The sequence below is a fragment of the Cupriavidus sp. 05N39 genome (genome assembly GCF_056397325.1).
Window position 1 is genome coordinate 1 of sequence record NZ_JBFTNE010000153.1, and the last position, 26,723, is coordinate 26,723.

Sequence of the window (26,723 nt, forward strand, 5' to 3'; positions counted from 1 at the left end):
GACCTTGGCACGGATGACTTTCTGACCTTGGCACGGATGACTTTCTGTTCCTGAGTCATGGCGGACTCCTTGTGGATTCCGCCGCACACTGGCACTCTGGGCTACGCCCTTCGCACCGATGTGCGGCGGCATGGATAACCAACCACTGTCAGATTTAGTCTAGGCTATTACAAATCATCGCCTATCTTCGCTCGCTTCGCTGCCCCCTTGGCTCAATGATCCATCCCTCGACAAAAGGGGACACGACCGAGGGAAATCAGGACTATGGCGTGTCTGGCCAGGTGCTCAGATCCACCATCACTCGCCCGCACCCCAGGTCGCGCAGGTACGCCAAGGTCCTTTCCAACGGGAAGAATCGGTATGGGCACTCGCGAGGCGAGCGCAACCACTGCCAACCATTGATGCGCACATACCAGCAATCCGGCGCCGGCACCAGCTCGACGAATCCCACCGCGCCGCGCTCAAGCAAGTGAATGAATTGATGTTCCAATAGATCTGACAAGGTGTCACTCTCTTTCGTAAAAGGACAGGGTTGTACAACAGGCACGACACAACGCTGCTTTCCAAACAAATGGGCTGCCGCGACTTAGTAAATGGCGTCAAACAAGGCCGAGACAATGCGCTAGCGGCCCAGATAAACTGCCGTAATTTCCTCACGATTGTGGCCCAGCTCGGCTGACACCCGCAGTCGTGCTGCACGATCCACGGCACGCTGCTGCGGCGTGAGCTGTGCCGACACTGGTCCACCTGCGGCGGGAGCAAGCCAGCCGGTGAGCTGGTGATAGCGCTGCTGGGCATACTGATGCCGAAGACCATGTAGCTTCGACATGCCAGCCTTCTCAACAGCCCAGATATAGCGGTGGAGCTGGTCGATGTACTTGAGATGCTTGGGGATCATGGAGCCGCTTCCAGAGAGCGCAACCGCACGCGCAAGCACAGCCCGCTGACGCTCATTCGTGACAGGCACAGCACGTGCCCGACCGCCCTTACACCAGGTCGGCTTGAGCTGAATCTCCCGTACTACATCCGGCGTCACGCCTGCCAGCGCATACCTCGGCTGAAACTTGAGGCACTCCTCTCTGCGCAACCCAAAAGCCTGCTGCAACTCTACAGAACAGCGCAGACGTTCATCGGCAATCTTCTCAATATCCCCCGAAGCCAGCACCAGTGCCTTCGAAACGTTGGTCACATACCTGCGCCTGCCAATGCCCAGCTCGGCATTGGTACGCGGGACGCAATTCCGCTTGCCGACCTTCTCTGCCCACCAACGCACATGTGACATACGGTTCTTCATGGTCCCCACAGCAATGCCGGAGGCCTGCCAACGCTCGATCAGCGCTGTAACATGCTTTGGCTTCAACCCAGTAGCAGGAAGCGATCGAAAGCCCATGTCCTTGAGATCATGAGCCACCTGCGCGAGCACTTCCCTGCGGGCCGCCTGGGTCGCATACGAGCCATCCCGATTGCGCTCAACCAGGCGCATCAGGTCCACAAAAATATCGAACTTCATTGGGTTCCTCACTTAGTCGGTGTTAACTTTGGTCAGTGTTAACTGCGGCTGGCTAAACCAGCCCTGGCACCGGAACCCTCGGGCACGCGGTACGGGTACAGCGACAAGCTTCGGCACCACCAGCGGGCCGGTGCGTCCCGTCAGGCACACACCGGCGTTTTGGCGACAACATGCCGGGACTACGTGAGGCGGAGCCCTACGTCCACCTTCCTTACCTTCCCAACGGCAACGGTTGAGTTCCGTTCGTTGGATGCCTGCTTTGAGAGTGCAGACGAACTCGCCAGATACAGTCCGGCCATGCTCAGGCTGTCCTGAGTACATCACTAGGGGGAAGGGCTAGGAACCCCTTATGACGCTGCCGATTGCGGTCGCAGCGAAACGGCAAGAGTGGAAGTGGTGCAAGGGCGTGCAAAACGCCTCTGACTACGGCTCAGGAAAGTTGCGAAGGAATGGGAGAAGAAAGGAAAAGGGGGATAGCCGCAGCGAGTTGCGGAGCTCACTGCCGGTAGGAGATGAGCATCGACGGACTTGGAACAGCCCGCCCAGATTGGCCCAAGAAATGGACAAGCGGTAGCTGAGGCAAGCGCTTAGAGTGCGAAGCGCCGCCCCATCCCAGTTGTTGCGCAGAGCGTATCGACGCTGCCGGTACGGCCAGAGAGCGCCGAAAGTGGYCGGCACTAGGGCATGCGAAACCCTTTGCGTACGGTTCAGGAAGGTTGCGAAGGGATGGAAGAAGCCAGGAAAACGGGAGATACCCGCAGCAAAATTACCAAGTTCACTGCAGGCGGGAGATGAGAACTGGACGGACTTAGACAGCCCGCCCGGATTGGCCCCAAAAATGGACGACGGCGACTAAGGCAAGCGCTTACATTGCTAAGCGCCCAAGGCCCATGATAGCCGTACCACATCCAATCGTGGCGCGCAGCGCCAATGTCGATGCCCAGAAGGGCGAAAAGTGCGTACAGAGTAATCTATTGAATTTGATTTGACAAGGTTGCCAGCGTGCCACAGCCGCTCGCCAGTTCAGGCGAGCTTCTTGCCCCGTAGCACAGTTGACTTGTCCAATACCCCCTTGACCAACGAAACCATCGCCCACCGCCGACGCTACCACTGTCGCGCCTAGGAAAAAACGCTCGGGATTTTGACCGGTCGGTCGTGAAACACTGGTTGCCATGCCGTAGTCTGCCCCGCAGTGCAGTGGGCTCAGACACTCGAAGTTGACAATGACCACTGGCTTACCAATTCCCACGGACCTAGTCGATGCGACCGGTTGCGTTGTGACCGTGGTGGAGCCCACCCGCTGGGCACTGGGCACTGTGCTGCTCGTGCCTGGCGATTGTGCCCTGGGATGGATCGGACACCGATAAGCCTCGGCTGTCTTTCTTGCCAGAGGGCTATGGAGGCAGTTGGTGGTCGGCGCTGGTCTGCCGGCGCCCGCAGTGGCAGCTGCGCCCACGGCGCTCCGCCCGTTCCGCCTCCTGTGCGCGAAGACTGTTCCGGGCAACCCAGATGAAGAATGCCGCGATGGGCACGCCCACGGCCAAGACGGCTAAGCCGATCGTCATAGCGATGCTCCCAGACTACAGTGTGAAATATAGGGATACAGATCCTGCGTGACCGCGTAGACGCGGCTCGACAGAAACAGTGGACGTGCCAGGCTGAATTCAAAGCGCAGCACCTGGTTGCGGATCCGGCGCCAGTGGCACGGCAGCGCGCCTCTGCCCTGCCAGTAGGCGGTACAGGCGGCCACGCACTGTACGGCTGCCTGGTAGTGGGCCAGTTGGCCCTCCTGGTATTGCAGGTAGGCCGCCACCAGCCGCTGCAGTTGCAGCGCGGCAGCCTGCTGAGGAGCAGGAAGGCGAAACGGCCGCTGCGCCAGGGTGGCGCCTAGGGCGTGGTACGGCGCGGCCGTCCGGGCGAGATCGCCGGCGTGGCGTGCCGTTTGCCAGAGGACAAACATGCCGCTCATGGTGAGAGTGTGCTCCGGTTCGGCGCTGGCAAGGGGTTGCCGACGCCGACATAGCATAGCCAACCGCGCCCGAAATGTCACGATTAGTGTGTGGCCGATTAGTGTGCCCCCTCCCACAGTAGGGGCCATGAAAACGATCCTACGCCGTCGCTTTGGCAAGCGCATTCGTGAACTTCGCCAAGCCACCGGCCTGTCTCAGGAAGCCTTTGCCGATCATGTGGGTTTTGCCCGCACCTACATGAGCCGGATCGAGACCGGCGCTGCCAACCCCTCGCTGGACGCGATCGAAGCGTTGGCCACGGCGCTGCGGATCAGCGTGGCGGAACTCTTCAGCACACTTTGAGCGCGGTGATCTGCGATCCTTGGGTCCCTAACAGGCTGCTGAAACAAACGATGAACCTTCCCCTCTGCGGTTCTTGTGCCCCGCTTTTTTCACAGTCCGGAAGCTCTGCGCCACCTCATCATCTTTTTCAGTGACTGGGGGCCGGATTCCAGGCCCCATTGCAGCGATTACTGCAACTGCGGACGGATTCGTCCCAGCGAGCGCATGCGCACGAGGTTGTAGGCGGCCATGCTCAGGACAAACCGCTGGTGGACCTTCTTCAGGCTGCGCACCATCACCTGACGCATGCGCCCCACTGTCTTGACCCAGCCAAAGCCCTGCTCGATCAGCTTGCGCGTTGGCTGCGAATGGCATAACCACCACTGCGAGCAATGGCACCAGTAACGGTCCGAGCGTCGTCCCGAGGTGTTTTGTGCCACGTGCGGCGTTACCTTCATCTCCAAGCATGCGTCAATGTGTTAATTTGCATCCAAACCTGACCTATTGATCCTTGTATAAATGATGACATCACCACAACTCGGCCTGCTTCCAGCACGCGGCAATGATGTTGGCGCGTTGTTGTGCGCTGCGCAGCCGATTGCGGGCGGTCGTTTTGAGTTCGGTGAGCGAGTGTGGGCAGAAGTTGGCCACAGCGCCTTGAGGAACTCCACGATCTGTGCACTCTTGATCGCGCCGTCGTAAAGGCGGAACAGGCAGTTGTGATAACTCAGGCCCGCGATGGCCGAGACATGTTTCCAGTTGAAATGAAACTGGATGACTGGCGTTTGACCTTTCGGCGCCCAGGTGCGCACGCGCGTGGGTCGCTCCGAGAGCCCAGACTCGTCAATAAAGACGATCAGCCGTTGCTCCCGCGTACAYTTTTTTTGAGCGCAGGCCAGGTCTTTTGCTTCCACGCCAGCACCGCGTCCTCGTCGCGTTCGATAGCGCGTCGGTCTGGGCGTTGGGGCGAGAAGCCGAGCGAATCCAGAATGCGCCAGACATGGGCCTCGTTGTATGACACCCCGAAGCGTTGCTCGATGAGTAGACGCACCCGTTTGAGCGTCCACAGTTCGGTGCCAAAGCCATGCTCGGTGGGGCGCTGCAGCAAGGCACGACACAACTGCTCGCGCTGGGCATCGTCGAGCAACGACGGCCGTCCACGGGCCATGGTGCGCAGCGCGTCGATGCCGCCTTCGTCCAGTCGCGCCTTCCACGTGTACACCGTCTGCCGAGCCACGCCCACCGCAGCCGCAACCKCCGCGACCGGCTTGTTCGCTAACAGCATCCGTCCAGCGCGAACCCGCTTTCTGGTCGCTTCGTCCATCTTCCCAGCCATGCAATCGACTCCCGATCAACGCCTTGGTCAGATAACGCGTCAGACTCAAATCGGTTGTCATGATTTATACAAGTCTCAATATCTTCCACCAATGAGGCTGGGGCGGGTCTGCTCGCGGAGCTCGGGTTCTGCTTTTCCGATGCAAACGGCAATACGCTGTCGCCGTGCCTAGAGAATCTTGAGTCTATCCGTGATGTCCGCTACGAGCAGCCACCTGCTCTTGCGGGCGCTCGACTCATCGGTCTTTCAGATGTTAATGCTCCTCTTTGCGGCCCAACGGGAGCAACCTATGTGTTTGGGCCGCAAAAGGGCGTGGAAGCCCTGGCTGCGGTCGATGCGACGCTGGAGCGATTTGCACAGCGATGCACGTCGGCTGCGGGTCAGGACTTTGCAAACGAAGAGGGCAGTGGAGCTGCCGGCGGAATTGGCTATGCGCTTCGCCTATTGGGAGCTGAATTGGTATCGGGTGCGTCCTTTGTATTGAGTGCAGCCGGATTGCAGGAGGGGTTGAGTGAGTTCGACTGGGTGATTACGGGAGAAGGGCGTTCAGATGCTCAGACAATGATGGGCAAGGGGCCAGCGACTATTGCCGACTTGGCACGGCATGCTGGCGTTCCAGTTTCCCTAGTTTCCGGGGCGGTAGATAGTAGCGCTGCACTGACGGAGGCTTTTGACGGGTGTATTTCAATCCAGCAGGGCCCGGTATCGTTGAGCTATGCGATGGAGAACGCTGGGCGCCTGCTTGAGGATGCGTCGCTTCAGCTGACGCGGCTCGTTACATCCGCTCGGCGTTGGAGCAAAGGCTTGTAGGTGCCGACCACTGATTTTGTGGTTTCAGAGCCAGTTGCCCGTCATGTGCACTGGCTCTTTTTGCTTGGCATCCCCTCCTGCTTAGGGATACCGGAACGGGAGCGGGCGAGCCGCGCGTCCCGTTGGTCGTTGCGGTCACTCGTTCCGTGATGGACACGATTGCGGAGGGGAGGTTTCGTGAGCGAGCCTAAACCTTGGGCGGCCATCCTCTGCGCAAGCATTCAGGGTTGCGCGAGAAGTGTCCTGCGTTAGCAGTGGGGCGAGGTCCCCTCTCGATGGTTGGCTGCTGAGACATTCGGCCGGGGTGTCAAGTATCGAGGTGGCTCAACAGTTCAACGCTGAGCGCTTAACGTAAACTGGTACTTCTTACTCGTTGAATCGAGATGACTGCCTGCCGTCAACGAAATCTGCCAACGCACGTAGTGTGCGTTGGCCGACAGTAATTCTGAGCAGCGGCACTTAGTTAGCGCATGTCGCGAATGCTTTCTGCTCCGGTAGGCTATCGGTTGCCGGCATCGGGTGAAGGTCCGAACGTCGACCAGCCTTAAGCAACTGACTCGGAACATCGTGGCCAATGAGGGAAGGTAATCGGGCTGAGGCGGAGAGGATGGCGGCTAGGTCGACGCCGGTATCGTATCCGTCCAACTCTAGCATGTGCACGAGTTCTTCTGTGCAGACGTTTCCCGTGGCCCCAGGTGCGTAGGGGCACCCACCGAGTCCRCCCAGGGACGCATCGAATCGGTCGATGCCAGCTTCCAGAGCTGCAAGGGTATTAGCCAGGGCCAGGCCGCGAGTGTTGTGGAAGTGGAGCGTCAGTTCGAGAAACGGGCATCGGTACTTAGCAGCCTCGCACAGAGCCTTGACCTGGGATGGGTACGCCATTCCGGTGGTGTCGCACAAGGTCACCCCATGAACGCCCAAGTCCGCGAACCGTTGCATCCAGCCGAGTACGGTTTCGACAGGTACGTCCCCTTCCATCGGGCAACCCATTGCTGTCGAAAGGGATACGTTGATGGCGGTTGGGGTGCTGCGGACCACTTTGATGACGTCCGACAGCTGGGCGAAGGATTGCTCCCGGGACATACGAAGGTTTGTTCGATTGTGGCTTTCACTGACGGACATAACGAGATTGACTTCGTCGACGTTGCAGGAAAGGGCTCGTTCCGCTCCACGGACGTTCGGAACCAGAACCGTGTACACCACGCAGTCCTGACGGGTGATGAGATGCATCACGGCCTCGGCATCGCGTAGGGCAGGGATTGCCTTTGGCGAGGTGAATGAGGTCACTTCGACCTTCGCATAGCCACACGCGCTGAGAGCGTTGATGAGGCTTACTTTGTCCTCCGTCGCTACGAATTTTGCCTCGTTCTGGAATCCGTCGCGCGTCGCGACTTCCTGGATGAATATCTTCTTGGCGTCCATGATGCTTTCCTCATTGACTTGGCTCACGAGCTGGCAGTCAGATGCCCCGGCTCGGAACCATTACTACTTAACTGAAATCGGGGCCCTGCTTAAGCTCGCGTTGGAGCGTTTCCTCGTCGAGGACCTTTTCCCATTTGGCAACCACGATGGTGGCGATGCCGTTTCCAATGACGTTTACGATGGCGCCGCCTTCCGAGATGAACCGGTACACGCCGAGAACGAGTACTAGACCTGCGACCGGGAAGCCGGGAATCGTCCCGAGGGTCGCGGCGAGGACGATGAAGGCGCCACCGCTCACGCTTGCCGCGCCCTTCGATGTCAGGAGCAGAATAGCCAGCAGCGTAATCTGTTGCCCCAGGGAGAGGTAGGTGTCGGTGGCCTGCGCAATGAAGATGGCGAGGACCGTCATGTTGATGCAGCTCCCGTCGAGGTTGAACGAGTATCCAGATGGGACAACCAGGCCGACAGCCGACTTGTCGCAACCAAGCCGCTCAAGCTTTGCCATCAGTCGAGGAAGCGCCGACTCGGACGATGACGTGCCGAGGACAATCAGGAGTTCTTCGCGGATGTATCTCAGGAAGCTAAAGAGACTGAACCCGGCTAAGCGACAAACCGCGCCAAGCACAATCACAACGAACAGCACCGCGGTGAGGTAATACGTCGCAAGCAATTGACCATACGATGCCAATGACCCGATGCCGTACTTCCCAATCGTGAATGCAATGGCGCCGAACGCGCCGAGAGGCGATACGTACATGACGATACGTACCATATTGAAGAAAGTGTTCGCTGCTGAATCGATAACGTCCAGCATCGGCTTCCCTTTTTCCCCCAGCATCTGCAGCGCGAACGCGAAGATGATGGAGATGAAGAGAACCTGAAGGAGGTCCCCTTCTGCAAACGCGCCAATCACCGTGTGGGGAATGATGTGGGATATGTAGCCGACAACTGTCTGCTCGTGTGCAGCCTTCGTGTAGGCAGCAATGGACGACGCATCGAGGCTGGTCGGGTCAACGTGCATGCCGACCCCTGGCTTCATTATGTTGACAACGAGTAGACCGATGGCAAGGGCCAACGTCGTCATTACCTCAAAGTAGATGAGTGCCTTACCACCAAGGCGACCGACCGCTTTGATGTCTCGCATACTGGCGATGCCATGCACGACGGTACAGAAGATTAGCGGGGCAACCATCAACTTCACCAACTTCAGGAAGTTGTCGCCCAGAGGCTTCATTGCTTGGGCAGCATTTGGGTAGAAGTGCCCTAAGAGGATGCCGATTACTACGGCGATGAATACCTGAACGTATAGATGGCGGTACCACTCCTTGTGGGAACGCGCGACTGGCGCGGCTGCAGGGATGGCCGAGTGCACTGTGGGCATGTGTGTCTCCTACTACTTTGCCCGGCGGGTAATTCCGCTCGTGAGTGCACTATTCTTTGACGTGCGCCCACATTGGAAAATCAGTCATCTCTCAAGGACCCTTTCCCAATTGGAAAGGCGACCATATGAGGAGTAACATACCATCCCCACTAGTACGGAGCCTGGCGCAGTGCTCAAGCCAACACATTTCGACCTTCAGTCGCTCCGAATCTTCCTGCTCGTCGCTGAGAACGGCAGCGTCACACGTGCGTCTGAAAAGGCGCATATGACGATGTCTGCGGTGAGCAAGCGGATTGCCGATTTGGAGCGCACGGTCGACTGCCCATTGTTTCTCCGCCTGCCTCGCGGCCTCATGCTGACCGCTGCGGGCCACGAATTGGTGAGGCACGCAAAGAGCGTGCTGGAGACCGTGAACCGCATGGCCAGTGCCATGGGCGATTTTTCGGTTGGAGTTCGTGGTCATGTGCGGGTATGGGCCAATACCTCAGCAGTCGTGCAGTTCCTGCCGAAGGACCTCGCCGCATTCCTGAGCAAAGAGCCACTCATCAGAATCAGCCTGGAGGAGCGTCTGAGTCACGAGGTTGTGGAAGCGGTGATGAATGGTGTGGCCGACGTAGGCGTGTTTGCTGACAATGTGCACGCTCCAGGGCTGCAAAAGTATCGCTATCGGGATGACGCTCTCGTGGTGCTGGTGCCGGCAGAGCACCCTCTCGCTCACCGTACGGAAGTGCAGTTTGCACACACCCTCGAATATGATTTCGTGGGCCTGAATCAGGGCAGCTCGTTGCTGGACCGCATGAGCGAGGCGGCGGCCGCGCTCGAGCGCGTGTTGAAGCTGCGGATTCAGGTGACGAGCTTCGATGGCATCTGCCGCATGATTGAAGCAGGACTTGGCATTGGCATTCTGCCGGAGGGAGCAGTACGGCAGGAAATCCTGGTCGCGGGGTTAAGAGCTGTCCGGCTATCGGACCCGTGGGCCGCCCGCTCGTTGTGGTTGGGGGTTAGGGACCCCAATGCATTGCAACCGGAGGCAACGAAGCTCGTCGAGCACTTATGCGGCCTGAAGCCACAGGGCTCCAACTGCGGCAACTGATTACGACCCTTTCTAGCTTGGAAAGGGTGCGTGACAATACCGCAAAGCTATGAGCGCCTGGATGTCACATCATTCTGTTCATCCAAGGACAAATGTAGTGAGGCAATGGAACAGGCTCTGAAAGGAATCCGCGTCGTCGAACTCGGACAACTAATCGCAGGTCCCTTCGCGGCGAAGATGCTCGGAGAATTCGGAGCAGAAGTTATCAAGATTGAATCCCCCCAGAACGGTGACCCACTCCGCAAGTGGCGCATGCTGCATGATGACACTTCCGTCTGGTGGGCAGCACAGTCGCGTAACAAGCAGTCTGTCACCCTAGACTTGCGTTCCCCGGAAGGCCAGGATGTTGTTCGACGACTCGTTGCATCCGCCGACGTTCTAATTGAAAATTTTCGGCCAGGAACGCTGGAGGGATGGGGCTTGGGATGGGACGAGTTGAAGTCCGTCAACCCGAAGCTAATTATGCTTCGGGTTTCCGGATACGGGCAGACCGGGCCGTATCGTGACCGGCCGGGCTTTGGCGTCATAGGCGAAGCGATGGGAGGGTTGCGTCATTTGAGTGGCGAACCAGGGCGCACTCCTGTAAGAGTTGGCGTATCCATTGGCGACTCCCTGTCCGCGCTACATGGGGTGATTGGAGTGCTTTTGGCACTTTCTCATCGTGAGCGCAACGGCGGTGAAGGCCAGGTCGTTGATGTTGCTTTGTACGAATCGGTGTTCAACGTTGATTGTCGTTGAGCCAGTGCAGGCCGATTGCCTGTACCAAAGTGCTCTGCAGGGACGGGGCGACCACTGCAACGGGGTCTGTCGATTCCGTCATGGCCGGGCTTGTCTGTGATGAGACGTCGCCGCTCGCATGGCGCTTCCTTGGGAACAGCGTCGACGCCTTCATTCTTCCAGACGCCGTTGCCCATCGCATGCGAGCCCGACAAGCACCCGTGAGGGTGGCTTGGCAGACTGGACCTCACGAGCGCCAGGTGTGCCTTCATTCAAGCTGGTGCGGATGGGGCGCCCGGTTTCGCGTCACCACTGGGCACCCATCGTGGGGCTACGCGACTACTGCGTCGTTCAGCCTCCGTGACCGTGCAAATCAAGCTTCTGTTGCCTGGGCGGCGCCATTCACTGTGGAAGTGGTCGTCCTGGATTTTGCGGCAATGATTAGGACTCCACCCAAAATCCCCGCACATCCCAAAATCACGAACGAAAGTGAAAAACCAGTGGAATGTGCTTTGGCGTAGCCCACAATGAGGGGGCCCAGAAACTGGCCCAGAAAGCTCCCGCCGCCGACGACCACGCCCACGGCAGGAATCGCCTTCTGGAGAGGGAGAATCTCTGTCAAGTAGGAAGAGACAAGTGGGGTAGGCATCTTGAGCATGAAGCCCACACACAAAATGAGGGCGATTTGGATGTACAGGGCATGAGTAGGCATCTCAGCGAGGACAACCAATGTCAGACCAGAGATGACCATCGGGATGGCCGCATGCCAGCGGCGTTCCTGGTTGTGCTTGTCGGAGCGGCTGGTAATGTAGTAGACCCCGACCATCGACATAATGAACGGCGCGCCGGAGAGGACGCCGACCATCATCTCGCTGACGCCACTGAACGACTTGAAGATGGTGGGTAGCCAGAGCGTCAGGCCATAGAGGATGATTTGGCTGCATGCGAAGCCAATCGTCAGCAGCCAGACGGACGGCTCCTTGAATACGACAATCCACGACGAAGTGTTATTGTCCTTGTGGGAAGCTTGCTCTGCCGCGAGCTCCCTCTCGATGCTCAGGCGGTCTCCCTCCGCGAGCCACTTCGCGGATTGCAGGCTCTTCGGAATCGAGTAGAACCATACAAGGCAGAAAATCCATGCCGGCAGGCCCTCGATGACCATCATCATGCGCCAGTCATGATGCGCTAGCACGGCCGCGGAGATAGGGCCGGCAAGGAAGCCGCCGGCTGCAACGCTTAGGTTCCAGATGCCGAAGGCGCGTCCGCGTTCCGACTTGACGAACCATTGTGTGAGCAGCATCGAGGATGCCGCATATATGGGCCCTTCCGCCAGTCCAAGCGCGAATCGGATTGCGAGTAGTTCTTCGAAGCTTCTGGCGAATCCCGTAAGTATCGAGATGCCCCCGAACAGCACAAGACAGACGCCGATGAGCTTGCGCGAGCCGAACTTGAGGGCCAGGTAGCCGGCGAGCAGCTGCGTAGCGAGATATCCCCATGCAAACGAGCCGCCAAGCCATCCGGCTTGGATTTCATTGAGCGCCAGCTCCTTCGTAATGTGGGGCAGCGCCATCCCGATGTTGACTCGGTCAAAGAACGAAATCATGTACATCAGGAACACCGCCGGCATGACGATGAGCCATCGTAGCCGTGCTGAGTTCTCGGACGTGGGGTTTAGCATGAAAGCCTCCGTGCCGTCTTCGGCGGACGCCGGCGGCGGTATTTCTGGTGCTGGCGCAGCCATGTGTGTTGCACGTTGGCCAGGAGATACGATGCACCTGAGCCTATTGCCCAGGTGCGTGATGCCCATGGTTCCTGCCAGTCAGGCGGCTTGTTTGGTCGGAGCCAGTGCCATGGACTGGTCTGCGCCGAGTGGATTGCACGGGCTTTGACTCAAACGCTCACCATCGAACTTCAGCGGGTTTGCCAGCAACTTCAGGTCGTCCTTCTGCGGATGCGGGACCTGGCTAACCATGCCAACTTCCTCGACGAACGGATTGTCCAGTGCCTGCTTCAAGTTCAAGACCGGGGCAATCGGCAGGACGCCGCGCAGGACATTGAGCCAATGCTCGACGGGTTGCTTCTTGAACTCGTTGTCGAGCGCCACGGTCAATGCGTCCCGGTTCGTAAGCCGGAGGGCCTGTGACTGGAAGCGCTCGTCTGCGCGCAGGGTGGGGCTGCCGAGCACTTCAAGCAGCGAGTCCCAGAACCGGTCGGTCATGCACATGACGTAAATCCAGCCATCTGCCGCCTGGAAGGTTTGAACCGGCGTGACCGAGAGGTGAGCCCCGCGGGGTACGCGGCCAGACACAAAGCCTTCGTTGAGGTACCACGTACCAGCGTAGCCCAACTGGTGCAAGGCGACATCAAACAGACTGACATCCACATCACCGCCGATTCCCGTCCTGTCAGCACTGCGCAGCTTGCCCAGCAGCCCCACCATGCCGGTGATGCCCGTCATGTAGTCGATGACCGATGCACCGAAGCGCGTCGGGGCGCCAGATGGGTCGCCGGTCAGGTCCATCAGGCCAGATTCGGCCTGCATCAGGAAGTCGTAGCCCGGCCAGGCTTCCCGCGAGTTGTTGCGACCATATGCCGAGATATGCAGGCAGACAAGCTTGGGATTCAGATGCTTGAGGCTCTTGTAGTAGATGGAGAGCTTTTCAGGCTGGTCGCCCCGCAGATTGTTGACCACCGCATCGGCACCCGCTACGAGCTTCTCGAAGACTTTGCGGTCATCTTCGGCCTTCATGTCGAGGACGACGCTGCGCTTGTTGGTGTTCCAGCCCTGGAAGAACAGGCTGTCCGCCTCGCCAAGATGGTATGGGCCAATGTGGCGCGAGGGGTCTCCGCCAATCGCCTTGTTCTCAATCTTGATGACCTCGGCACCCATATCGGCCAGGAACATCGAACCATAAGGGCCGGCAGCGAACTGCTCGAGCGAGAGAATGCGAAGACCTTCCAGCGGTTTCATTTGTACTTCCTCCAACTAATACGGGATGACACAGCAAGCGTTGATTCAAATGCCTTCGTAGTTTGGTGCTCCCTTCGCAAAGAAGGCACGCACACCCTCTGCACACTCGGGCGAACTGAACGCCTTATCGCTGGCGGCAAAGGAGACGTCCATGGCTTCGCGCATGGGGAGGTCGAAGGACAGATTGATGATGGATTTGCAGAGCGCCAGCGCCTGGCGTGGGCGACGGACCAGGGTGGCGCAAAGCTCCTGTGCCATTGTGTGAGCTTGGCCGGAAGGAGCAACACGGTTAATAAGACCCCAAGACAGTGCTGTTGTGGCATCCAGAGGCTCGCCCAGGAACATCATTTCCTTCGCGCGTGCCGAGCCGATGCGACGCGTCGCGCGAACGGTGCCACCGCTGCTCGGGAAGACGCCGAGCTTGATTTCCGGCAGTGCCACGCGGCTGGTCTTGGATGCCACAATCAGGTCGCAGCACAAGGCGAGTTCCAGACCGCCACCAAAGGCAAGTCCTTCGATTGCGGACACGGTCGGCTTTGGAAAGTTCTCAAGCTGGAAGAAAATCTCGTTCTGGCGCTTAAGCTTCTTCGGTACCACTTGGCCGGGGGACATGAGCTCGAGTTCGACGAACTCTCCGATGTCCGAGCCGGCGCAGAAGGCTTTGGTACCTGCGCCTCGCAGAATGACAGCGCGGACATCGTCATTCGCAGCCAGTGCGTCCAGGGTCTCACCCAGTTGGCGGGAGAGGGTCAGCGTCACAACGTTGACCGGGGGATTGTCCAGAGTGATGGTGGCAACGCCGTTCTCGATGGCGCAAAAGACTTGCTGTGTTGTCATGCTGTTTTGGCTTACTGATACGAAGTGAAAGGGAGACCCTCAGCAGTACCGAAGGAGAGGCCGCTCAGTTGACGACCAACTTGGTCTGCGCGACCAGGTTCTTGAAGTCGGCAATTTCCTTGGTGATGAGCGCCTTGAACTCCGCCTGGCTGCTCGGGTGCGGTTCGATGCCTTGTGCAAGCAGTTGCTTGCTGATGGTCGGGTCGCTAACGGCCTTGACGATGGCGGCGTTCAGCTTGTTGATGATGGGCTGCGGTGTGCCCGCGGGCGCTAGGACGCCGAACCACGTGCCGACGTCGATGCCTTTCACGCCGGCCTCGGCCAGCGTGGGTACGTCGGGCAGGGCGCTGGAGCGAGTGGCGGTGGTCACGGCGAGGGCGCGGGTCTTGCCGGACTTGATATGGGGCAGCGCCGAGGTCACCGTATCGAACATGATGAGCACCTGGCCGCCTAGCAGGTCGGACACAGCCGGCGCACTGCCGCGATACGGAATGTGCGTGATGGGAGCACCGGTGCGCAGCTTGAACATTTCGCCAATCAGGTGGTGCGCGCTGCCGGGGCCGGCCGAGCCATAGTTGTACTTGTCCGGATTTGACTTCGCGTCCGCAACGAGTTCTTGGATGGTCTTCGCCTTGACGTTGCTGTTGACGACCACGACGTTCGGCACGATGGCAGTCATGGCAATGGGCACCAGGTCGGTATCGAATTTGTAGGAAAGTTTCAGCACCGACTGAGCAATGGTGTGGTGAGCGCTGCCGGCCAGCAACGTGTAACCGTCAGGCGGTGACTTCGCCGCGGCATCGGCACCAAGCGTCGCGGAGGCACCGGACTTGTTCTCGATGACGACGGGTTGCCCCAGCTCCTTGATGAGCGTGGGCGAAATCAGACGCATCAGCGTGTCGGTCGTGCCGCCCGCAGGGAACGGCACAATCATCTTGATGGGGCGGGTGGGGTAGTTTGCTGCCGGGTCTGCTGCGAATGCAGGCRTAGTCGCGGTAACCGTACAGGCGAGCGCTCCCAGCGCCAGGCGGAACATGGCGTTCATGCTTTGTCTCCTTGATTTTTCGAGTGGTAGTTGGGTGCCGTCAGGCCGGCCCTAATTCAAAGAAGCCTGACGGGAAACGCGAAGCGCTATGAAGGACTCGACTGAAGCGATGTGCGGTACAGGTTCTCGCGAGTCATCTCTTCGCCGAGCTGTCCATGCGCGCAGGCTGTCCGGGCAACTAGGCATGAGGCATTCAGGCCGGGCGGCGACAGCCGTAGTGAGAGAAGATGGGTTGTGCGGCGCATGGTCGAGGGCGGATGCAGTCAGATTTCGGTTGGCGTGGCCCGATAACGAACGGTCTGTGTGTACCGGTCGTGCGGGTAGTAGCTAATCGATGCCTGAATCATTCCCTGGTTGGCATCGTAGAAGAAACGCACCATCTGCAGCGCAGCGCTTCCAGGTTGGGCTTGCAGGATGTCGGCGAGTTCTGCGTCGAGCAGCGTCGCAGTGGTGTGCTGCTGAATTTCGGCCACACGCACGCCAAACATCTTTTCGATGCTCTTGTAAATCGGCGCGTTCGAGACGGCGTGCCGCTTCTGTGCTTCGGCATACCGCGGCGATACGTAGATACGGACATAGCTCATCGGCAAGTCCGCGCCGGGGCGCTTGCGAACGAAAGAGACTTCCGAGAGGAGGAGTCCTTTTGCGGCATTGAGCGTATTTGCCAACGCGTCGTCGACCACCACCTCGCGATGGCTTACCAGGTGCATCTCGGTGTTCTCAACGAACTGGAGCAAGTCGCTGACCGAGTTCACGGCGCTGAACACGTCGTCTCGATGCACCGGCTCGCGCACGATGGTGCCTATGCCGGGATGCGAAGAGATGAGTCCCTGTTCGCGCACGGCCCGCAGTGCTTGGCGCACCGTCTGGCGGCTGACGCCATACCGCTGCGCCAGCTCGTTCTCAGACGGCAGGATGGAGGCTGGTTGGTATTTGCCTTCCTGGATATCCGTGGTGAGGAGATTGGCCAGGGTCGAGTACAGCGGCTGCCTCCCGCCGGTACTTAAAAGAAGATTCTTGCCGTGTTCCGAGGCCATTGCGTTGTTCCCCATGCCCGCTACGGGCGGATGCGACCCCGTACCGGAGTCATTGAGTTCACTAACGCGAATTATCTCCGAAGCCTGTACGGTTGTCCGGCCAATACGGCCCGCTCCGCCCCGGGAACTGGGAGAACCGACATGCGGATGTGGCGAGCGGGCTGTTTTCATTTGGCTGTTCGAATGTACGTACTGTACGGCTGTACGTACATTATGCTTCCGTGACCGGGTTTGGTATGAGGGTTTCTACTAGGTCAAGCGCGGTGCCTGTCTCGGGGCCCAGAATGTACAGAGAGAGGCAATGCGGCGCGAAGGCCCGAAGGCCGCCTAATAGGGACGCAGGCAAACAAACTGTCGGCCGCCGGCACGCATGCCGAAATATGCGAGGGGCAGCAAGCCTTGCTCGGGAAAGCGCCCTGGCGCGTAACCGGTTGTCGAATCCACACCGACACAGTGAGTCCCTAAGGGGCTGAGCGCGGGTCGGCGGGCAAGTCTCTTCGCGCGCCGAGCGCGTTGTACCGCTCGCGCGTCGTCTCCGCGCGGCATTCAGGCCCAAGCTGAACTGTGGGACGGCATCGGTGCCGCATCTAGTAGGTGAATTTTGGTCAAGTAGCCCCTGGCCGGCGTTCGCCCGAGCCGTATGGCCCATTCAGAAAATCCGGATTCTCCCCGTGCCTGTTCTCCGGCAACCTTGCGCCACTACCGAGGAAATAGGCATGGGATGGCGACCGCGCCGGCGTTGTATAAGAAACTCTCGTACGACCCGCTAAAGGACTTTGCGTACATTGGGCAAGTTGCCGATGTGCCAATGACGCTTCTCGGGCGTAAGGACCTTCCGCCCACAACGGCTGCTGACTTAGTCAAGTACGTGGCCCAGAACAAGGACAAAGTTTCTCTAGCCAACGCCGGTCTGGGCGCAGTGTCGCAACTGTGTGGGCTCCTGTTTGAGGAAGCCGTGCATACGAAGATGAACTCGATTCCTTATCAGGGTACAGGGCCAGCACTTACTGCATTGCTGGGCGGTCAGGTTGACCTGCTGTGTGACCAGACGACCTCGACGCTGTCGCACATCAACGCGAACCGACTCAAAGTTTATGGGGTCACCACGCCGAAGCGAATCAAGGCGCTTCCCAATACGCCGACTCTGCAAGAGGGTGGTCTCAAGGGTTTCGAGATGAAGGTGTGGCATGGGCTATACGCTCCCAAGGGTACCCCGCCGGCGGTGACAGCACGTCTCACCAAAGCTCTGCAGAAGGCGCTGCAGGACCCGATGGTATCCAAACGACTCGATGAGCTTGGTGCCGAGATTGTTCCGGTAGACAAGCAAACTCCGGAGGGGCTGAAGACTTGGCTTAAGGCGGAAAGCGACAAATGGCAACCGTTGTTGAAGACGATGAAGGTAGAGGCGGACTAGGACGCTCGCCTGCGTGGATGGCCGAGTACCACGGCCATGCGCGTCGGAGATAGTGAAACCCGTGACGACAGAAACGCCGGCATTGCGAATGCAAGCCGGCGTTTTCGCATTTTTGCCACGCGCTAAGCGCTCATTCAGAACATCCTGGGACGACCAGGCTTGTGTCGGCCCAGCGTGTCGCCGCCTGCGCCAAAAGATGCGCGGGTTGTTCCAGTTGCTTATCTCCGAGCGCTTTCGACGTGGTGCGTTGCTACATCCATGGGGGCGGCTGCGGCATGGCCACTTGCGGACCCGATTCTAGTCTCGCCTGTCCTGTGGGTAGCGCTGGGGACTCTCGGGACGTTCACGCAGACGGCAGATTGATTTCCGGGCGCAGTCAAAACATCCGTTGATGGCAGCAGCATTATTTTCTATTTCACCATGCGCCTCCGTACTAGATACCATCGATGCAACGGGTATCGATGCACACACCACCCGGCTAAATAATTACCTGGAAGAGACATGAAACGCTTGTTGGTTCAAGTGGGGATTGGTGCGCTCGTAACCTTTGGCGCTCAAGCCCAGCCGGCATACCCGGACCATCCGATTCGCATGGTTGTAGGTTTTGCCGCCGGTGGAAGCACGGACCTAGTGGCCCGTATTGTGGGTAACAAGCTAGGTGCCATACTGGGCCAATCTGTCGTCGTGGAGAACAAGGCGGGGGCAGGAGGCACTATCGCCACTGACGCCGTGGCCAAAAGCAAGGCCGACGGTTACACGCTACTTTTTGGCACCAGTTCCCATGCCATCAACGCTTCCTTGTACAAGACTCTGCCGTATGAGCCCAACGCGGTAGTGCCAGTTGCGGTGGTGGCAGCCGTGCCAATGGTTCTCGCCGTGAATCCGTCCGTCAAGGCAAACACGGCCAGGGAACTGGTCGACGACATCAAAAAGAATCCTGGGAAGTACAGCTACGGTTCTGCAGGAAAGGGTAGTGCGTTGCACATGGCAGTGGAGCTGCTCAAGTACCAGGAGCATCTAGACATTGTCCACGCGCCATTTCGAGGCGCAAGCCAGGCCGTTCAGTCTGTGATTTCCGGCGACCTCCAGTTCATCACTGATGCGGTTACTACCGCAGGACCGATGATTAAGGCCGGCCGTCTGAAGCCTCTTGCTGTGACGACGGGCACACGCTCCAGTGTGCTGCCGAATGTGCCGACAATGAAGGAGGCTGGTTTTCCTAACTACGAGACATCCATCTGGAACATGGTGATGGTGCCTCGAGGCACGCCGGCCCCTGTCGTCCAGAAGTTGAGCGCTGCCTTGTTACAGACAGTCAAAGACCCGGAAGTCCGCGAACGGCTAGCCAAGATTGGAGTTGAGCCCATCTTGGATTCCACACCCGACAAAGCCGCCAAGTTCGTTCAAGCCGAGACGCAACGATGGGCAGACGTTATCAAGGCAGGAAACATCCAGCCGGACTAACCGTCGTCAATGCATGCCGCTACGGGCCTACCCACTCGGCGCCTGGCCAAGCTCCATCGAGCACTAGCCGTTTGGCCAGAGTCACCAGTTCCGCCGAAACAAAGCTCGCGGCTGGGGACATTCGACGCGTAGCCGCATGTGCCAGCACGATTCGCCGGGAGAGGTTGGGGGAGGTAATTGGTGCAGCCGCCAATATGCCTTTTTCCAGTTCTTCGGATACCGCCGAGCTGGGTAGAACTGTGTACCCAAAGCCCTTTGCAACCAGAGATTTTTGGACAGCCAGGGAATTGGTCTCGACCGCGATAGTGGGTTTGATTCCTGCGACAGCGCACGCATGCTCGACCACTGTGCGAAGACCGTGCGGCGCGTTTGGTAGCACAAGCGGAAGGTCTCGAAGGCTCTCGATGGTGTGCGCATCGCCTTGCGGCACGGTGCCAGGAAGGCCGACTAGATAGAGCTGTTCGTCGAGCAGCGCCTCTACTTGCAGGCCAGGGGAAGCTTTGATGTCGTACAAGAGCGCTATCTCAACGTCGCCTGCCTCAAGCCACTGAAGGAGGTTGCCTGCGTAGCCCACATTGAGCCGAACAACGAGTTGCGGATGCTTGCCTTTCACAGTTGCGACAAGTTCTGCTGCCAGTAACTCGCACGTACTCGGCAGCAAACCGATGACGGCTGTGCCTGAAATCGCCCCTTTCACCGGCTGAATCTCAGCCTTGGCTCGGTCCAGTTCGCGCAACGCGCGTCGGCCGTACTCAACCAATGTTCTACCAGCCTCCGTGAGGACCATTCCATGCCGCTCGCGCTCAAAAAGCTCTACACCGAATTCCTCCTCAAGCAGCCTTACATGCCGGGAAACAGCCGGTTGAACAATGCTAAGGAGTTCGGCGGCCTTGGTGGCGCTCCCGGTTTCCGCGATGGCCAGCAGCGCACGCAGTTGCTTGATATCCATATGTCCCCTAGTGCACTTTGCTGTCATCCAAATTACTGATTGGAGGAATCACTTTATTGTATTTCATAAAGCCTATCAGTCAATTCTATGATAGCAGATGTCATTCCCCACCGAGACAATCTCCCATGACCAATCCAAATTCTGAGCCCCTTGCCTGGCAAGAAGATATCTTTCAAGTCCTCAAGCAAAACGGGGTTCGCCAAGTTGCTTACGTGCCGGACGCCGGCCATTCCCATGTCATCAAACGGGCCAAAGAGGACCCCGAAATCCGCGACGTTGTTCTCACCACCGAAGAAGAAGGTGTCGGTGTTGTCAGCGGCGCGTGGCTGGGTGGCGAGCGTGCGGTCCTGCTAATGCAGAGCAGTGGTGTTGGCAACTGCGTGAATATGTTCTCGCTGCTGGATAGCTGCCGCTTCCCGTTCTTCACCATCGTCACCATGCGCGGCGAGTACGCCGAGTTCAATCCGTGGCAGGCGCCAATGGGCTTGGCCACCGCCAAGGCGCTTGAGCTGATGGGCATTACGGTGTATCGCGTGGACTCGCCGGAAGATGCCGCAGAACTCATCGACGCGGGACTGGTCTCCGCATTCGACGCAGGACAACGCGTCGCCATTCTTCTCTCTCAAAGCCTCATCGGCCGCAAAAAGTGGGTGCGCTGAACATGACTACCTCGACCTCCAAGTCGGCGATTAACCGCCGCGAATTCGTTGCCGCCCTGCTGAAGCAGTTTCCTGATGCGCTCGTCGTGACGGGTCTTGGCTCCCCTTCGTACGACGTTTTTGCGGCCGGGGACCGTCCTTCCAATTTTTATCTTTGGGGCGCTATGGGCGGGTCTACCTCGGTTGCGCTCGGGCTGGCCCTGGCACAACCCGAAAAGCAGGTCATTGCCATTGCAGGCGATGGCGAGCAGTTGATGGGTATCGGCAGTCTTGCCACTGCCGCAGCTCAAAACCCAAGGAACCTGGCAGTTGTGATTCTTGACAACGGTCACTTCGGTGAGACCGGCATGCAGCAAAGCCATACTAGCCTGGGCACCAACCTCGCAAAGGTGGCAGCCGGATGCGGTGTTCGCTCGACGCTCGAAGTCTCCGAGATTGCGGAACTGGATAAGCTGACGCAGGCAATCAAGAATGCGGATGGCATGACCGTGGCTCAGGTGTACATTGCCGCGGAAGAGCATCAGCGCGCTCTGCCCCCGCGCGACGGCGTATTCGTCAAGAACCGCTTCCGTCAGCACCTGGGATTTGCGCCGCTCTAGTCTTCTAACCCATCCGGACAGCATTGCGCCATGAAGCAGTATCAAATGTTCATCGACGGGACCTTCGTGAATGCGAGCGATGGTCGTTGGTTCGAAACCCAGAATCCCTTCACCGGGAAAGCCTGGGCCCAAGTCGCTCGCGGCACGGAGGCGGACGTCGACCGCGCGGTCAACGCAGCCGATAATGCGTTCCGCGCTGGCCCGTGGGCAGAAATGACAGCCACCCAGCGTGGCGCTTTGCTGCGGAAGCTAGGAGACCTTATCGCCAGGGATGCCGAACAGCTGGCTGAGTTTGAAGTGCGGGACAACGGCAAGTTGCTCGCTGAGATGAGCGCGCAGGTGAAGTATCTGCCGCAGTGGTTCTACTATTTCGGCGGCCTTGCCGACAAAATCGAGGGAACGGTAGTTCCGCTAGACAAGAAGGGATACTTCAACTACACGCGGAATGAACCCGTGGGTGTCGTAGCCGCCATTACACCGTGGAACTCCCCGCTAATGCTGTTGGCGTGGAAAATCGCGCCGGCGCTGGCTTCGGGGTGCACGGTAGTCGTAAAGCCGTCCGAATTCACTTCGGTCTCCGCTTTGGAACTGGCTCTGCTCTTCCAGGAAGCGGGCTTCCCAGCGGGCGTGTTTAATGTGGTGACGGGTTTCGGAGCCGAGGTTGGGTCACCGCTCGTCATGCATCCACTTGTTAAGAAGGTAACGTTCACGGGCTCCGATGCAACCGGGCGCGCCATCAACCAGCAATGTGCAGCACAGTTCAAGCACGTGAGCCTGGAACTGGGCGGGAAATCGCCCAACATCGTGTTCAATGATGCAAACATGGACGATGCAGTCAACGGCGCTGTCTCGGGCATCTTCGCGGCCAGCGGGCAAACCTGCATTGCTGGCTCTCGTCTGCTGTTGCAGGAGGATATCCATGATGCGTTCATCGACAAGCTACTAACGTTGGCGAAGACAGCGAAGCTTGGCAATCCAATGAACGCGTCGACGCAGGTGGGCCCCATCACAACGCCGGCACAGTATGAAAAGGTCCTCTCCTACATCAAGATTGCGAAGGAAGAGGGGGCAAACCTTTTGCTGGGTGGCCAGCCGGCATCATGCGGAGATGGGTGGTTCGTCGAGCCCACTATCTTTTCCAATGTGACGCCACAGATGCGCATTGCCCGAGAGGAAGTGTTTGGTCCGGTACTTTCGGTTCTGAAATTCAAGGACGAAAAAGATGCTATCGAGATTGCCAACGATAGCTGCTATGGGCTTGGGGCAGGGGTTTGGACATCTGATATCGGTCGCGCGTTTCGGATGTCGGAAAGGATTCAGGCCGGCACCGTGTGGGTGAATACCTATCGAGCCGTCAGCTTCATGTCGCCCTTTGGCGGCTATAAGGATTCGGGTCTGGGTCGGGAAAACGGGATTGATGCCATCCGCGCGTACCTCCAGACAAAGAGCGTGTGGATTAACACAGGCGCCGGTTCAGGGAATCCGTTCACTATTCGGTGAGTCGTGGCCTGCGCGGATGCTTGCGCCGCGCAGCGCCCCCATTTCCGGCGGTTGACAATCTGCCATCGGCTGCACCAGGGCGACTAGGTGCGGCGCTTACCAAAAAACATGATGACAAAGAGCAGAATTTCACTGGATTTCGATTTGGCTAAGCCGGGCAAGCACGCCGGCTATGCAAGACTTCCATACTCAGTGAATCGCTCGGCGTACGGATGGCTTCCCATCCCGGTAGTGAGCATCAAGAACGGCGTAGGTAAGACCGTGTTGCTGTTGTCCGGAACCCATGGCGACGAATACGAAGGGCAGGTGGCACTGACGCGCTTGGCGCGACAATTGCAGGCCAACGATATTCAAGGGCATCTCATCATCTTGCCGATGGCGAATTACCCGGCAGCCAAAGACGGTAATCGTGTGTCTCCGATAGATGAGGGAAACCTGAACCGCCTCTATCCCGGAAATCCGAGCGGCGCACCCTCCGAGATGATTGCCCATTTCATCGAGACCGAACTGATGAGCCGCGCGGACTTCGTATTCGACCTCCATAGCGGCGGGACATCGCTCAACTATTTGCCTGCGACGACATCCGTCGCTTCAACGGGCTCTTCGTCTGAAGCGGAGCGTCGAGCTCTGATGTCGACGTTCGGAGCGCCCTACGGACTATTGTTCTCGAGTGCACCAGGGAGCGGCAGTTCTTCCGAAGCCGCGGCGCGCACCGGCATACCGCGTCTGGGCACTGAACTAGGCGGCCGCGGATGGGTTCATCCTGGCTACCGTGAGATGTGCGAGTCGGGCGTACTGCGTGTATTGGCTTGGCTTGGCGTGACTAAATCAGAGGGGCTTCCTCCGCCGCCCGAGGTTAGGTTTCTTTCTGTTGACAAGGATTGCTTCGTCTACGCGCCAGAAAATGGCCTGTTTGAAGCTCGTGTCATGCTTGGCGATGAGGTGAGGGTGGGTGACCTCGCCGGCTACGTCTATTTCCCTGAAAGCCCGCTCCGCGTTCCTGAAGCGGTGCATTTCTTGGCAAGCGGTGTCGTGGTTTGCGAACGAGCCGTGGCAATGTGCGAGCGCGGAGACTGTCTCCTCCACTTGGGGAAGGCAATCTAGTCCGGTAAAGAGCGTAAGCCGGCAACGCGGGATTCGGCTTCTAGACAGGGTCTGAGCAGAAATGGACGTAAAGAAAGTGGTACGATGACTTCTTCAGCAATCGAGAGGTTTGTGATACGCGGAATCGTCGGTGACATTGAGCTGTTGGTTAATGTGCCGGAGGGACCCATTCGCGGCATCGCGGTCATCGCCCACCCTCATCCGCTGCAGGGCGGAACCGCAGAACATAAGGTTCCAAATTTGTTTGCGAAGATACTAGCGTCCCGTCAATACGTCGCCGTTCGCCCCAATTTCCGGGGCGTAGGGGGCTCGGAAGGCACGCATGACTTCGGAAACGGAGAGACTCTCGATGTGCTATTGGTCATCGAGCACTTGCGACGAATCTATCCGGCCTTGCCCCTTGTTTTGGCGGGATTCTCCTTCGGCGCATACGTGATTGCACGGACCACGGGGGTGCTACACGAACAGGGGGTCAATTGCACTCACATCGTGCTCGCCGGCACACCATGGGGAACTATCGAAGGGCAGCGCACCTACGAGACGCCTCCCGTACCATCCACGACCATGGCAATTCACGGTGAGAGGGACCAGCGCGTAGAGCTCAAAGCTGTGTTCGACTGGGCGCGTCCGCAAGGCTTGCCTATCGTCGTTGTTCCTAACGCCAGCCACTTTTTTACCGGAAAATTGGCCGTCCTGGAGCGCTTGGTGGGCGCATATCTGGACCGCTCGCCATAACCGGTTGACAGTCGCGCGAGCTAAGGTGATGGCTGGCCGGCATTCATCACGCCGTCTGGAAAATTGTAGAAAAATCGCAGCACTCCTGAGCGAGCATGACGATGGCTGCAATCAGCGTGCTTCGTTGGTCCGACTTGTACATCGCCACGTAGGTGGCATCCGGTAGCGGCGGATTAACTTCAAGGACATCGAGAAGTCCAGCGCTTTGCATCTGACGAAGRCAGTCTTTCGGGAAGTAGCTCACTCCGAACCCGGATATGGTAAGGGCTATCAATGCCACGATGCTATTGCTGACGATAACGTTGACGGGGCGAAATCCTATCGACTTGAACCAGCTGTCGTAAATAATCCCCGTGCCAGACTTGTCCACGAGTACGCGCCTCGCCGCGAGTTCGTGTATCTGGATTGGCCGCTGAGCGTCAAGCAATCCGGGCTTGCACATCCACGCGTTCTCAACTTTGCCTACTACCTTTGATGCAAAGCGCGCATCTGTATAAGCATCGGGCACTACCATCAAATCAAGCTCGTCCGCCAGGAGCTTGTCCCGTAGCTTAGTGCTCATATCCACTTCGGGCTCGATGACGACTCGTGGATAGTGTTCGTGAATCTGATTGACCAGTCGGGGTAGCCAGGTCATGGCCGATAGCTCGGTAACGCCAATGCGAACCCGACGCTGCATCGCGTCCGGTTGGGTGAATTGCTCCATCGCTGCATCCCGTTCCGCCAGAAGCTTCTTTGCCAACAAGAACATCTCTTCCCCTTTTTCCGTCAGCCGGGCGGTTCTTGTTCCGCGGTCGAACAATTGCGTGTTGAAGAGTTGTTCGAGCTCCTGCACCCTTTTGGAGACTGCGGACTGGGTTGTGTGCAACCTCAGGGCGGCTTGCGCGAATCCGCCCGCTTGCACGACCCAGAATATTGCCTCAAGTTGTTTAAACGTAACCACAGTGCACCTTGCTAGGGATAACCACTAAAACACATTGCTTCTATTCATCGAATCGCATCGATAAAACTCGTTTGTTGTAATTGTATTCTGGTATCAAAATGCATCCAACAATTTCTCCTCCCGAGAGGCAAAAAGAGAGAATCTCGCCCCCTCTAGCTGAGGAGGGGTAGGGAGGCCGGAGACCTTCGAAAATGCAACGGTCCGTCATACACGGGCCGGATGCCCGTGGAAAGCAGGTAACAAGACGGGCGACTCTTGCTCCATCTATTTCGAGCCAGGGACGTTCGCGTGCCCCACGCGTGCGTCGCAGTTCCGAGCCTCAGCCCTTGCTGAGGCTTCCAATCCCCAAGACCTGAAAGGATGAATTCCATGCGTAAGTTGTCGGCAATCGCTATTGCAGCCGTGAGCCTCTCGCTGACYACAGTCAGTGCCTTCGCGGACCAGCTGGCGGACATCAAGCAGCGAGGTGCACTGGTTTGCGGCGTGTTGGGCACTATCGAGCCATTTAGCTTCACCAATGCCCAGACCAGGGAAGTACAAGGGTACGACGTGGATTTCTGCAGCGCGATTGCCAAGAGCCTGGGTGTGAAGCTCGAACTCAAGCTGATTGCGACCGCGGCGCGGATTCCCGAGCTACAGCAGGGGCGAGTGGACATCCTTGCAGCCGCACTTGGCTGGACGCCGGAACGGGCCGAACAAATTGGTTACAGCGACCAGTACTTTGTCAGTCTGACCAAAGTGGCGGTGAAACGCTCGGAAGGACTGAAAACTACGGCTGACTGTTACGTCCCGCCAATTTTGAGGTTTGGCGAGGGGTGTTTGTCGCGGTTTCGGCAAGAGCGAGTTTAGGAACATCGCCTTGACCATCGCGAGACACGACGGGCGTAAAGAAGGCCAGTACTCCTC

At 58.4% G+C, this 26,723-nt stretch carries 22 protein-coding genes and 4 pseudogenes; 13 read left to right on the forward strand and 13 right to left on the reverse strand.

What is annotated here, in order from left to right:
* Positions 1-622 precede the first annotated feature (622 nt).
* Positions 623-1,510 (reverse strand): phage integrase N-terminal domain-containing protein, encoded by an 888-nt coding sequence (locus AC1DN0_RS38025; RefSeq protein WP_477144590.1) that lies wholly within the window; start codon positions 1,508-1,510, stop codon positions 623-625.
* Between the two features lie 1,561 nt (positions 1,511-3,071).
* Complete coding sequence (locus tag AC1DN0_RS38030) at positions 3,072-3,479, reverse strand: hypothetical protein (RefSeq protein WP_477112205.1); 408 nt, start codon at positions 3,477-3,479, stop codon at positions 3,072-3,074.
* Positions 3,480-3,606: 127 nt separating this feature from the next.
* Between AC1DN0_RS38030 and AC1DN0_RS38035 the strand changes: the two genes are divergently transcribed.
* Positions 3,607-3,822: a helix-turn-helix domain-containing protein gene (locus AC1DN0_RS38035; RefSeq protein WP_267604026.1), complete on the forward strand. Its 216-nt coding sequence runs from the start codon at positions 3,607-3,609 to the stop codon at positions 3,820-3,822.
* 167 nt (positions 3,823-3,989) lie between these two features.
* On the opposite strand, the gene AC1DN0_RS38040 is transcribed toward AC1DN0_RS38035, so the two are convergent.
* Entirely contained in the window at positions 3,990-4,241 is a 252-nt protein-coding gene (locus AC1DN0_RS38040) for a transposase (protein WP_477112204.1), read from the reverse strand.
* Positions 4,242-4,329: 88 nt separating this feature from the next.
* Positions 4,330-5,137, reverse strand: a pseudogene (locus AC1DN0_RS38045) (IS630 family transposase).
* Between the two features lie 78 nt (positions 5,138-5,215).
* Here AC1DN0_RS38045 and AC1DN0_RS38050 point away from each other — a divergent pair.
* Entirely contained in the window at positions 5,216-5,947 is a 732-nt protein-coding gene (locus AC1DN0_RS38050) for a glycerate kinase (RefSeq protein WP_477146478.1), read from the forward strand.
* Between the two features lie 459 nt (positions 5,948-6,406).
* On the opposite strand, the gene AC1DN0_RS38055 is transcribed toward AC1DN0_RS38050, so the two are convergent.
* Positions 6,407-7,369, reverse strand: coding sequence for a hydroxymethylglutaryl-CoA lyase (locus tag AC1DN0_RS38055; RefSeq protein WP_477111672.1), 963 nt, complete (start codon positions 7,367-7,369; stop codon positions 6,407-6,409).
* A gap of 67 nt (positions 7,370-7,436) precedes the next feature.
* A complete protein-coding gene (locus AC1DN0_RS38060; RefSeq protein ID WP_441635735.1) occupies positions 7,437-8,750 on the reverse strand; it encodes a dicarboxylate/amino acid:cation symporter in 1,314 nt (437 codons plus the stop codon).
* Positions 8,751-8,919: 169 nt separating this feature from the next.
* Between AC1DN0_RS38060 and AC1DN0_RS38065 the strand changes: the two genes are divergently transcribed.
* From AC1DN0_RS38065 to AC1DN0_RS38075, 3 genes and pseudogenes are all read left to right on the forward strand, one after another.
* Positions 8,920-9,843, forward strand: a complete 924-nt coding sequence (locus AC1DN0_RS38065; RefSeq protein WP_441635737.1) for a LysR family transcriptional regulator — start codon at positions 8,920-8,922, stop codon at positions 9,841-9,843.
* Between the two features lie 105 nt (positions 9,844-9,948).
* Positions 9,949-10,569, forward strand: a pseudogene (locus AC1DN0_RS38070) (CaiB/BaiF CoA transferase family protein); the annotation flags it as partial.
* 1 nt (position 10,570) lies between these two features.
* Positions 10,571-10,736 (forward strand): annotated as a pseudogene (locus AC1DN0_RS38075) (diaminopropionate ammonia-lyase); the annotation flags it as partial.
* A gap of 197 nt (positions 10,737-10,933) precedes the next feature.
* Here AC1DN0_RS38075 and AC1DN0_RS38080 read toward each other — a convergent pair.
* The 5 genes from AC1DN0_RS38080 to AC1DN0_RS38100 all read right to left on the reverse strand — a co-directional run bounded on the left by AC1DN0_RS38080 (position 10,934) and on the right by AC1DN0_RS38100 (position 16,450).
* Positions 10,934-12,238: an MFS transporter gene (locus AC1DN0_RS38080; RefSeq protein ID WP_441635739.1), complete on the reverse strand. Its 1,305-nt coding sequence runs from the start codon at positions 12,236-12,238 to the stop codon at positions 10,934-10,936.
* A gap of 141 nt (positions 12,239-12,379) precedes the next feature.
* Positions 12,380-13,531 (reverse strand): CaiB/BaiF CoA transferase family protein, encoded by a 1,152-nt coding sequence (locus tag AC1DN0_RS38085; protein WP_477102902.1) that lies wholly within the window; start codon positions 13,529-13,531, stop codon positions 12,380-12,382.
* 45 nt (positions 13,532-13,576) lie between these two features.
* Positions 13,577-14,368, reverse strand: coding sequence for an enoyl-CoA hydratase/isomerase family protein (locus AC1DN0_RS38090; protein ID WP_441635743.1), 792 nt, complete (start codon positions 14,366-14,368; stop codon positions 13,577-13,579).
* A 64-nt stretch (positions 14,369-14,432) separates the two neighbouring features.
* The gene (locus AC1DN0_RS38095) at positions 14,433-15,413 is read right to left on the reverse strand and encodes a tripartite tricarboxylate transporter substrate binding protein (protein ID WP_477146477.1); all 981 of its coding nucleotides are present in this window, start codon (positions 15,411-15,413) and stop codon (positions 14,433-14,435) included.
* Between the two features lie 263 nt (positions 15,414-15,676).
* Positions 15,677-16,450, reverse strand: a complete 774-nt coding sequence (locus AC1DN0_RS38100) for a GntR family transcriptional regulator (protein WP_441635747.1) — start codon at positions 16,448-16,450, stop codon at positions 15,677-15,679.
* A gap of 709 nt (positions 16,451-17,159) precedes the next feature.
* On the opposite strand from AC1DN0_RS38100, the pseudogene AC1DN0_RS38105 reads away from it, so the two are divergent.
* Positions 17,160-17,864, forward strand: a pseudogene (locus AC1DN0_RS38105) (tripartite tricarboxylate transporter substrate-binding protein); the annotation flags it as partial.
* A gap of 501 nt (positions 17,865-18,365) precedes the next feature.
* Complete coding sequence (locus AC1DN0_RS38110; RefSeq protein ID WP_045235684.1) at positions 18,366-19,328, forward strand: Bug family tripartite tricarboxylate transporter substrate binding protein; 963 nt, start codon at positions 18,366-18,368, stop codon at positions 19,326-19,328.
* Between the two features lie 19 nt (positions 19,329-19,347).
* Here the strand turns inward: AC1DN0_RS38110 and AC1DN0_RS38115 are convergent, their stop codons facing one another.
* Positions 19,348-20,277, reverse strand: a complete 930-nt coding sequence (locus AC1DN0_RS38115) for a LysR family transcriptional regulator (RefSeq protein ID WP_045235683.1) — start codon at positions 20,275-20,277, stop codon at positions 19,348-19,350.
* Between the two features lie 125 nt (positions 20,278-20,402).
* Between AC1DN0_RS38115 and AC1DN0_RS38120 the strand changes: the two genes are divergently transcribed.
* From AC1DN0_RS38120 to AC1DN0_RS38140, 5 genes are all read left to right on the forward strand, one after another.
* Complete coding sequence (locus tag AC1DN0_RS38120) at positions 20,403-20,936, forward strand: phosphonopyruvate decarboxylase (RefSeq protein ID WP_441635751.1); 534 nt, start codon at positions 20,403-20,405, stop codon at positions 20,934-20,936.
* Positions 20,937-20,938: 2 nt separating this feature from the next.
* A complete protein-coding gene (locus AC1DN0_RS38125; protein WP_477143702.1) occupies positions 20,939-21,535 on the forward strand; it encodes a thiamine pyrophosphate-dependent enzyme in 597 nt (198 codons plus the stop codon).
* 30 nt (positions 21,536-21,565) lie between these two features.
* Positions 21,566-23,035, forward strand: coding sequence for an aldehyde dehydrogenase (locus tag AC1DN0_RS38130; protein ID WP_441635753.1), 1,470 nt, complete (start codon positions 21,566-21,568; stop codon positions 23,033-23,035).
* Between the two features lie 108 nt (positions 23,036-23,143).
* Positions 23,144-24,139 (forward strand): succinylglutamate desuccinylase/aspartoacylase family protein, encoded by a 996-nt coding sequence (locus AC1DN0_RS38135; RefSeq protein ID WP_441635755.1) that lies wholly within the window; start codon positions 23,144-23,146, stop codon positions 24,137-24,139.
* Positions 24,140-24,223: 84 nt separating this feature from the next.
* Positions 24,224-24,874, forward strand: a complete 651-nt coding sequence (locus AC1DN0_RS38140; protein WP_477102904.1) for an alpha/beta hydrolase — start codon at positions 24,224-24,226, stop codon at positions 24,872-24,874.
* A gap of 46 nt (positions 24,875-24,920) precedes the next feature.
* Here AC1DN0_RS38140 and AC1DN0_RS38145 read toward each other — a convergent pair whose 3' ends face one another.
* A complete protein-coding gene (locus tag AC1DN0_RS38145; protein ID WP_441634782.1) occupies positions 24,921-25,817 on the reverse strand; it encodes a LysR family transcriptional regulator in 897 nt (298 codons plus the stop codon).
* Between the two features lie 369 nt (positions 25,818-26,186).
* On the opposite strand from AC1DN0_RS38145, the gene AC1DN0_RS38150 reads away from it, so the two are divergent.
* Complete coding sequence (locus tag AC1DN0_RS38150; RefSeq protein ID WP_477143703.1) at positions 26,187-26,666, forward strand: transporter substrate-binding domain-containing protein; 480 nt, start codon at positions 26,187-26,189, stop codon at positions 26,664-26,666.
* Positions 26,667-26,723: the final 57 nt, after the last annotated feature.